The sequence below is a fragment of the Sulfuricurvum sp. genome, assembly GCF_049305995.1.
Taxonomy (GTDB): domain Bacteria; phylum Campylobacterota; class Campylobacteria; order Campylobacterales; family Sulfurimonadaceae; genus Sulfuricurvum.
In genome coordinates this window covers 1-9107 of sequence record NZ_JBAQPS010000196.1, presented here as the reverse complement: position 1 = coordinate 9107, position 9107 = coordinate 1, and the positions used below count along the sequence as shown (strand labels likewise).

Genomic DNA, 9107 nt, shown 5'->3' with positions numbered 1-9107 from the left:
CCCAGTACAAACGTACCGCATCTCCACAGCTCTCTGCGCCGAAATCGGCAACAATGAGTTTATGTCCTGCGGATGCAGCCTCTTCTTCTGTAATCTCCCCTTGGTTATGGGGGTTATTCATCAACGTTGTTACTTTGTTAGAATACTGATCCCAAAGAGATCCGCCCAATAAATCATTTTTTGCCATAATATTCTCTCCGATACTATAATTTAATCTCGTCCGAACGGACGAAGCTTTAGTGCCTCAGCGGCTAGCGTAGCGATAGGGGCTTTGCTCCTGTCGCGTTCTTTAGTGATGTATTCCGCAGGCGGTTGCTTCACCGCCTGCTGTAGGTTGTTGAATCGCGTACGAACTTGAAATTGCCCGTAACCGTTTTACCGCATTTTCAAATCGCTCTATTACATAGTCGATCTCCGCATCGGTGGTAAAACGGCTGAGACTCAAACGAATCCCCGTATGCGCCAGTTCATTGTCCGCACCGATGGCGAGCATAACCGTGTTCGCTTCCAAACTCTCAGAAGCACAGGCAGAACCCGTAGAGGCACCGATAAGGGCATTGTTCAAATCCCACAACATCCCCTCACCCTCAACACCGCGAATCGAGATCAAAATCGTATTCGGGGTACGATTTTCACGATTTCCTACAACCATTACATCGCTAAGAGCAGAGAGAAGAGCATCTTCAAGGCGATCTCGTTTTGTACGGATATTTGCCATTTTCTCAGTGATATTTTCTGTCGCTAACTCAATCGCTTTACCCATCCCTACGATGTAAGGGACATTAAGGGTACCGGAACGGCGTCCCCCCATGTGCTCTCCACCGTGAAGAAGCGGCGTAAGCTCTTCAGAGTTACGGATATAGAGTGCCCCGATCCCTTTAGGACCGTGAAATTTATGGGCCGACATCGACATAAAATCGACATGAACCGCTTGCACATCAACCGGGATTTTACCAACCGCTTGAACACCGTCAGTGTGGAAAAGAACCCCTTTCTCTTTACAGATCTCACCCATCTCTTTGATCGGGAAAATCATCCCTGTTTCATTATTTGCCCACATGATAGATACAAGCGCCGTTTTATCGGTGATAAAACTGCGTAATGTATGTGCTTCGACGATCCCCTGATCATTTACCGGCAAATAGGTGACTTTAACCCCTTGTTCTTCGAGAAACTTACAGGTAGAGAGAACCGAGGGGTGCTCTACTTCGGTAGTGACGATATGGTTTTTATCACCGTTTAGGATCTTATCGACCCATACCGATTTGAGAACCCAATTGTTTGACTCCGTCGCACAAGAGGTAAAAATAATGTCATCTTTATCACTGGCGTTAATCGCTTTATACATTTGATTAATTGCTTTAGTGATCGCCGGATGCGACGCGGTTCCAAAACGGTGAAGTGAATTAGGATTGCCGTAAATCTCACTGAAAAACGGAATCATCGCTTCGGTAACACTCGGATCAACCATCGTTGTTGCGTTATTGTCCAAATAGACTTGCATGAACTGCTCCAAAAAAGGAATATAAATAAAAGACTAAATTAGTCTTGTTTAACTTTTGGGATAATAGTGCAAACGACGTTATAGTAACCTTAAGGGTTTTTTATATTTAGGATGGCTTAAGGATTAAGTCAATTCCCCATCAACGCTATCAGCTGATCCACCGTCTCGTTAAAATCACTCTTAAATTTTGCACCTTGGGATAAAAACCCTTCCATCTTCTCTTTTTTATTGATTGCTTCGTCCAACTCTTTATCAGTCCCTTTTACATACGCACCGATGCGGATCAGCATCTCATTCTCTTTTAGTAGCGTATAGAGACGACGAAAACGGCGTACCGCAGCGAAATGCTCAGGGGTAATGATATCATTCATGACACGCGATGCTGAGTGGAGGATATGGATCGGAGGATAGATCCCAAAATCGGTCAGTTCACGGGAGAGGACAATGTGACCGTCGAGAATAGAACGGGACTGATCGGCAATCGGATCGGACATATCATCCCCCTCGACGAGGACGGTGAAAAAAGCGGTGATCGAACCATGTCCCTCCTCTTTTCCGGCGCGCTCCATGAGCTGTGGCAAGAGGGTCAACGACGAAGGGGGATACCCTTTTGAGGTAGGGGGTTCACCCAGCGCGAGACCGATCTCACGCTGTGCCATCGCAAAGCGGGTCACCGAATCCATCATAAAGAGGACATCATGTCCTTGAGATTTAAAATATTCTGCGACGCTCATCGCACTGAATGCACCGTATTTTCGCATCAGAGGGGAGTCATCGCTCGTTGCGACCACAACCACCGTATTTTCTAAATTACCTCCGAGTGATTTTTCGATGAATTCGGGAACTTCGCGTCCCCGCTCCCCGATGAGGGCGACCACTTTGATCGGGGCATCGGCACCTCGGACAATCATCCCCATCAGTGTCGATTTTCCCACACCGCTTCCGGCAAAAATACCGAGTTTTTGCCCTTTTCCACACGTAAGTAAGCCATCGATCGTTTTTACCCCGACACTGAACGGCTCATCAATCATCCCCCGCTTCATTGCCGCAATAGGGGCTTTTATAATCGATTCGAGATGGGTTCCCGCAACCGGTCCTTTACCGTCGATAGGATTCATAAAAGGATCGACAACCCTGCCCAACAACGCTTCGCCCACTTCGATCATCATCCCGCTTTGATTCGGATAGACCTTGTCTCCTGCACGAAACCCCTCGACAAACCGAAACGGGGTGATAAAAAAACGATTCCTCTCTACCTCGCTCACCATCCCTAGAGCCTCGGCACCGCTGATTTCTGAAACCATCAGTACGGTATCTCCGATACTGACATGCAACCCCTCAGCGACAATTACAGTAGGGCTGATTTTAGTCACCGTACCAAACACGGTGGTAAGTTTTTCAGACCCCAAACGGCTACGCAGTGCTTTAAGTGGCATGATCTAGTAACGGTTACCGGTCGAAGAGTTAATGAGGCTGAAAAACTCGCTACGCGTTTTTTCATCTTTTTTAAATAATCCTCGTAATGCACTCGATGTCGTAGTAGAACAGATTTTTTCCACTCCGCGCATCTCCATACACATATGACGCGCTTGGATAACGACCGCTACCCCTTTGGGTTCAACGGCTTCCATTAATGCATCCGCTATTTGCTCGGTAAGCTGCTCTTGGATCTGCATACGTCGTGCAAACACATCGACTACACGAGGAATTTTCGAGAGTCCGACCACTTTACCGTTCGGGATATAGGCAACATGTGCCCGTCCGATAATCGGGAGGAGATGGTGCTCGCACGTCGAATAAAATTCGATATCTTTAACCAACACCATCTCATCGTTGCTGCTCGCAAACATCGCCGAATTCAAAATGTTCTGAGGATCTTCTTTGTACCCGCCAAACATAAATTCATACGCTTTCAGAACACGATTCGGAGTTTTTTCCAAACCTTCACGCTCCACATCTTCACCAACATGGGTAATCATCGTTTTCACTGCGTTTATAAAGTCTTCATTCGCCATAGTTTCTCACTTAATATTTCCGTTCGTGGTGAGCTTGTCGAACCATGAACATTTCACCCTTCGACAAGCTCAGGGCGAACGGTAATAGATAAATTTTACGTTAGTAATACTCTATCATTACTTTGCTTTTATTTTAATTCAGCGTAGCATTAACCCTTTTTGGATATTATTGCCACCATTTAGTCTCATAGAAGACGTCAACAAAAGGGATTCAATGCAAATTACAACGAACAAAATTGACTCAGCCAACGCGAAAATCAACGCGGCTATCACTCGCGGTACTATCGATTCAAATATCGAAAAAATCGCCAATCAGATCTCAAAAGATGCAAAAATTGCCGGTTTCCGCAAAGGTAAAGTACCTCTTAGTGCGGTTAAGAAACAATACGGTGAGCGTCTAGTTCAAGATGCAGAAGCACAAGCATTGCGTGATCTTTTAAGCGCAGGTCTTAAAGAGATGGCTATCGCAGCGGACACATTGATCGGTGAGCCTCAAATCGCTAAATTTGAAAAAACTGAAAACGGTATCGACGTTGAAGTGGTTATCGCAACCCGTCCGGCAATCATCCTCGGTGATTACACCGCAATGGTTCCTGATGTCGAAAAACCTGCCATCGATGATGCAGTGATCATGACCCGTATCGAAGAACTCGCTTCAGCGCAAGCTCCTTTGGTCAACGTTGATGAAGATCGCGCATTGGTAAGCGGTGATACTGCATTACTTGATTTCGAAGGTTTTGTTGAGGGAGAAGCGTTCGAAGGTGGAAAAGCAGAAGGGTTCTCTCTTCGTCTTGGAAGCGGCCAATTTATCCCAGGATTTGAAGAACAAGTGATCGGGATGAAAAAAGATGAAGAAAAAACCATCGCGGTAACCTTCCCTGAAAACTACGGCGGAGCAAAACTTGCAGGTAAAGATGCTGAATTTAAAGTAAAAATTCACGCAATCCAAGCTAAAGAAGCGGTAACGGTTGATGAAGAATTGGCTAAAAAAATGCTTCCTGGTTACGAAGATGCTAGTGTTGAGATGCTCAAAGAAAAAGTAAAAGAACAACTCGAAACCGAAGCGATGAGTGTTAAATACAACGACGAGCTCAAACCGTCGTTGATGGAAACATTTGTGGCTGCTTTCACTATCGATCTTCCTGAATTCATCGTAGAACAAGAGATGGATATGGCACTCAACAAAAAAGCGCGTGAACTCAGCGAAGCGCAACTCGAAGAGCTCCGCAATGATGCAGAACAAGTCAAAGTGATGCGTGAAACGTTCCGTGAAGATGCTTGCCGCGCCGTTAAAGCAACCTTTATCGTAGACGCGTTAGCTAAAGCGGAAAACATCATCGTCAACGAACAAGAGTTGATGCAAACCATCTATTACGAAGCGATGCAAATGGGTCAAGATCCTGCAGCAGTCTACAAGCACTACCAAGACTCAGGCTACCTTCCTGCAATCCAAATGGCAATGATCGAAGATCGTGTTCTCAGCAAATTGCTTAACGACAAAATCAAGTAATCACGATGAGCTACATCCCTTACGTCATTGAAAAAACGGGGCGCGGAGAGCGCTCATACGATATCTATTCCCGTCTTCTCAAAGACCGTATCATTATGCTCAGCGGTGAGGTACACGATCAAGTTGCTTCATCTATCGTAGCACAGCTGTTGTTTTTAGAAGCCGAAGATCCACAAAAAGATATCTATTTCTACATCAACTCCCCAGGTGGTGTTATCACTTCGGGTATGGCGATTTATGATACAATGAACTATATCCGTCCCGATGTCAGTACCATTTGTATTGGACAAGCGGCATCTATGGGGGCATTTTTGCTCAGCTCCGGTGCCAAAGGGAAACGTTATGCCCTCCCACATGCACGTATCATGATTCACCAGCCTCTTGGCGGTGCTCAAGGTCAAGCAACCGATATCGAGATTCAAGCCAAAGAGATTTTGCGTATGAAAGCGGAGCTCAATGAAATCCTCGCTAAAAACTGCGGCCAAAGTGTCAAAAAACTCGAAAAAGATACCGATCGTGATAACTTTATGTCAGCCGCAGAGGGTGTAGAGTATGGTATCATTGACGAAGTATTGGTTCAAAAAGAAAAAGATGAAAAATAAAGGCTGATATATGGCAGAGCTTGGTGATCTAAAACGCTCTCAACGGCAAAATACTAAAAAAGCTGTTGTCCCAAATAAAGGGAACGTTGTCAATACCAGTTCTCTCGGTGACCCGACAAGCGACCTTGAAATTTTTGCCAAAGAGGTGCTTACTGCCCTCATATCCGATAACCTTCCTCCCACTCCTAATAATTTTGCCCTCTATTTTGATCGTATTTTAGATGAAAAAAGTGAAAGTCTTCGTCGTCAAATCGGTTCTGTTTTGGAATTCGAAGAAGATGACCAAAGTGAAAAAAGTATCGAACTCGAAAAGATTCTAAAACAGGGGTTTTCTTCTGTTAAAAGTATCCTTCAACTCAGTGCAACTCTTTATAAAAATATCTCTTTAATGGATAAAATTCTTGAAAAACGTCAAGAAGAGATTAAAATTATCCCATCACTGGTAGGAGCGAGTAATCTACTCTCGTCTTTAGAAAGTGACGTTGCAAAACTTAGTAGTATCTTGAAGAAACAAGTCTCTCACATGAAAACTATTTATGAAGAGACTGCTACTATCGTCAAACAAGTGGAACATGAAACCATCTTTGACAATCAATTCGGTGTTTATAATAAGCGCTACTTAATTACAAAACTTGAACAAGAACGTAACTTGATTGATGAATTTAAACACAAAAGCTCACTGATTACCGTTCGCCTCTCAAAAGAGACAGCCAACACCATTCAAAGCGAAAAAGCACAGATGCTTATGGTTAGAACGGTTGCGCGTCTTCTTCTCAAAACATCGCGCCGTAGTGATATTGTTGCCCATTATGGAGATGGTATTTTTGTCATGCTACTCAAGCATACTGATATAGAGAGTGCAAAACGGGCATCAGAACGCCTTTATGATCTTGTAGCTTCCAGCAACTTTTTTCTTGCCGAGAAAGAAGTCCAACTACGTATCGCCATTGGCGTCTCTGAGTTCAAAGCATCTGTCGGGGTAGAACAAACTCTTATTTGTACCCTTAATGCTATGAATGCCGCAGATAATGAATCAGCACTCCGCTACATGGTTTGCAATTCCTAAGGTTCCCATGATTCTACCAATTATTACTTACCCCAACAAACAGCTGAAAGTTCGTTCATCTGAAGTAACCCATTTCGACGAGCTACTTCACCGCTTTTTAGACGATATGTATGAAACTATGATCAGTTCGAACGGCATCGGATTAGCCGCTATTCAGCTTGCTAATCCGATTCGTGTTTTAATCCTCTGTATCCCGGATGAAGAAGGAAACCAAAACAAAGAAGATTTGATAGAAATCATCAACCCAATCATCCATAATCCCCAAGGAAAAGTTATGTATCAAGAAGGCTGCCTAAGCGTTCCTGGTTTTTATGAAGATGTAGAGCGCTTTGAAACGCTTATCCTACATTACAAAAATCGCTATGGAGAGCCTTGCATCCTTGAAGCAAACGAGTTGCTTTCTATTGCTGTTCAACATGAAATTGACCATCTGGAAGGAAAGCTTTTTATTGATAAGCTCACCTATCATCGCCGCAAAAAATTCGAAAAAGAGTATAAAAAAGCACTCAAAGAGAAAAAATAACCCTATTAAATATTGCAATTTGCAATATTTATACTCCACATCCGCTAATTTGATACAATATTCGTTAAATATTATTTTGGAATATTGCCATGAAACAATTACTCTGCGCTACGTTTGAAGGGATTGATGCTTCGAGTGTAGAAGTACAATTTACTGCGACCAAAGGGCTTCCCGCCTTTACTATCGTCGGAATGGCAAATACCGCTATTACCGAGTCCAAAGAGCGGGTTAAATCGGCTTTGCTAAGTAACGACTTTACCTTCCCTCCCAAACGACTCACTATTAACCTCGCCCCAAGCGATCTACGTAAAGAGGGATCTCATTTTGATCTCCCCATCGCTGCATTAATCGCTTTAGGAAATTACGAGGGGGATCTCTCAGGATGGTACGTCTTTGGAGAGCTGGGACTCGATGGGAGTGTTACCGAAAACACCCTCCTCTACCCTATCATCCTCTCCCTCGCCAACCAAGGAGCCATCACCCGCGCCATCGTCCCCAATGTAAGCTTGCCTAAACTCTCCAAAATACCCAACATCACTTTTTACGGTGTCGATACCCTTAACGACACCCTCAATCTTTTACGTGCCGAAACACTTCCTGAGGCAAAAGCCCATATCAGTACGTTCGATTTTAATCGCATTACCCATGGTGAAAAAGAGTACTATTTTCACGAACACTACCCCCTCGATTTTATCGAGATAAAGGGTCAAGAGCATGCTAAACGCTCTGCCCTCATCGCCGCAGCTGGGATGCATAATCTCCTCTTAGAAGGCTCCCCAGGGAGTGGCAAATCGATGATAGCCAAACGGCTCGTGCACATCATGCCACCGCTTCATAACGACGAGATGCTGGAGTGTGCTAAACTGGAGATTTTAGAGGGAAAAGAGCCGACCTTTACCCCCTCTCGTCCTTTTAGATCACCTCACCACTCCTCTACGGGAGCTAGCATCTTCGGAGGGGGAACCCACAAAGCCCAAATCGGAGAAGTAGGTTTGGCACATGGGGGGATACTCTTTTTCGATGAGCTACCGCACTTTTCTAAAACCGTCCTCGAAGCACTCAGAGAACCTCTCGAAGATCGCCATATCCGTATCTCACGGGTCAACACCAAAGTCACCTATGATGCCAATTTTCTCTTTGTGGGAGCGATGAACCCGTGTCCGTGCGGTAATCTTTTTAGCACTACCACCGCATGTAGATGTAGTGATGTGGAAATCAACCGATACAAATCCCGCCTCTCCGACCCCTTTTTAGATCGGATCGATCTGTATGTGCAAATGCACGCAGTAAGTGCAGAGGACAAACCGAGTATCAGCTCTCATCAGCTTCACCAAAAAGTGAGAGAGGCATTTTTGCGCCAAAAAGAGCGAGGGCAAATACGACTTAACGGGGCGCTCAGCGATGCAGAAATCGCACACTATTGTCCCCTCAACCCTGAAACGCAACAGGTAATCGATCAGGCGATAGGGAGGTTCGGATTATCGTTTCGTGCCGTGAGCCGTATCCTGAAAGTGGCACGAACGATAGCCGATATCGAAGGCTCTAGTGATATCGGAAAAAACCATCTGCTCGAAGCATTGAGCTATAGGAAGCGATAATGAAGTGTGTATCAACTTGAGGTCGCAAATTGCGACCTCAAAAAGTATTAGAACGTTGCAACAACCCACGTTGTGATAAAATATCCGCCGATCAAAAGCCATGCGAACATCGCCCCTGCCGTATAAAGCGGTGCCATCCCCAACCCTTTGAACTTAGCGAATCGTGTCCCCATACCCAAAGCGGTCATCGCCATCGTGAGTAAAAAGGTGTCGATCATGTTGATGTTCTCAACCGTAGCAGCGATAAGAGCAGAGATCGATTCGCCTGTATGTGCCATGCTGTATTGGG

At 44.9% G+C, this 9107-nt stretch carries 10 protein-coding genes; 5 read left to right on the top strand and 5 right to left on the bottom strand.

Features of this window, described 5'->3' with window-relative positions; genetic code table 11:
* From WA010_RS06645 to folE, 4 genes are all read right to left on the bottom strand, one after another.
* A partial coding sequence (locus tag WA010_RS06645) for an iron-sulfur cluster assembly scaffold protein (protein ID WP_422556359.1) occupies window positions 1–187 on the bottom strand: 187 nt, incomplete at its 3' end.
* Window positions 188–289: 102 nt separating this feature from the next.
* On the bottom strand, window positions 290–1504 hold the full coding sequence (locus WA010_RS06640) for a NifS family cysteine desulfurase (RefSeq protein WP_422556358.1): 1215 nt from the start codon (window positions 1502–1504) through the stop codon (window positions 290–292).
* Window positions 1505–1632: 128 nt separating this feature from the next.
* Window positions 1633–2940, bottom strand: a complete 1308-nt coding sequence (fliI, locus tag WA010_RS06635) for a flagellar protein export ATPase FliI (protein WP_422556357.1) — start codon at window positions 2938–2940, stop codon at window positions 1633–1635.
* A 3-nt stretch (window positions 2941–2943) separates the two neighbouring features.
* A complete protein-coding gene (gene folE / locus WA010_RS06630) occupies window positions 2944–3519 on the bottom strand; it encodes a GTP cyclohydrolase I FolE (protein WP_422556356.1) in 576 nt (191 codons plus the stop codon).
* Window positions 3520–3733: 214 nt separating this feature from the next.
* On the opposite strand from folE, the gene tig reads away from it, so the two are divergent.
* The 5 genes from tig to WA010_RS06605 all read left to right on the top strand — a co-directional run bounded on the left by tig (window position 3734) and on the right by WA010_RS06605 (window position 8818).
* Window positions 3734–5029, top strand: a complete 1296-nt coding sequence (tig, locus tag WA010_RS06625; protein ID WP_422556355.1) for a trigger factor — start codon at window positions 3734–3736, stop codon at window positions 5027–5029.
* 5 nt (window positions 5030–5034) lie between these two features.
* On the top strand, window positions 5035–5631 hold the full coding sequence (gene clpP, locus WA010_RS06620) for an ATP-dependent Clp endopeptidase proteolytic subunit ClpP (RefSeq protein ID WP_422556354.1): 597 nt from the start codon (window positions 5035–5037) through the stop codon (window positions 5629–5631).
* Between the two features lie 10 nt (window positions 5632–5641).
* A complete protein-coding gene (locus WA010_RS06615; protein WP_422556353.1) occupies window positions 5642–6697 on the top strand; it encodes a GGDEF domain-containing protein in 1056 nt (351 codons plus the stop codon).
* 7 nt (window positions 6698–6704) lie between these two features.
* The gene (gene def / locus WA010_RS06610; protein ID WP_422556352.1) at window positions 6705–7220 is read left to right on the top strand and encodes a peptide deformylase; all 516 of its coding nucleotides are present in this window, start codon (window positions 6705–6707) and stop codon (window positions 7218–7220) included.
* An 89-nt stretch (window positions 7221–7309) separates the two neighbouring features.
* On the top strand, window positions 7310–8818 hold the full coding sequence (locus tag WA010_RS06605; protein ID WP_422556351.1) for a YifB family Mg chelatase-like AAA ATPase: 1509 nt from the start codon (window positions 7310–7312) through the stop codon (window positions 8816–8818).
* Window positions 8819–8865: 47 nt separating this feature from the next.
* Here the strand turns inward: WA010_RS06605 and WA010_RS06600 are convergent.
* On the bottom strand, window positions 8866–9107 hold a 242-nt coding region (locus tag WA010_RS06600; RefSeq protein ID WP_422556350.1), incomplete at its 5' end, for a putative sulfate exporter family transporter.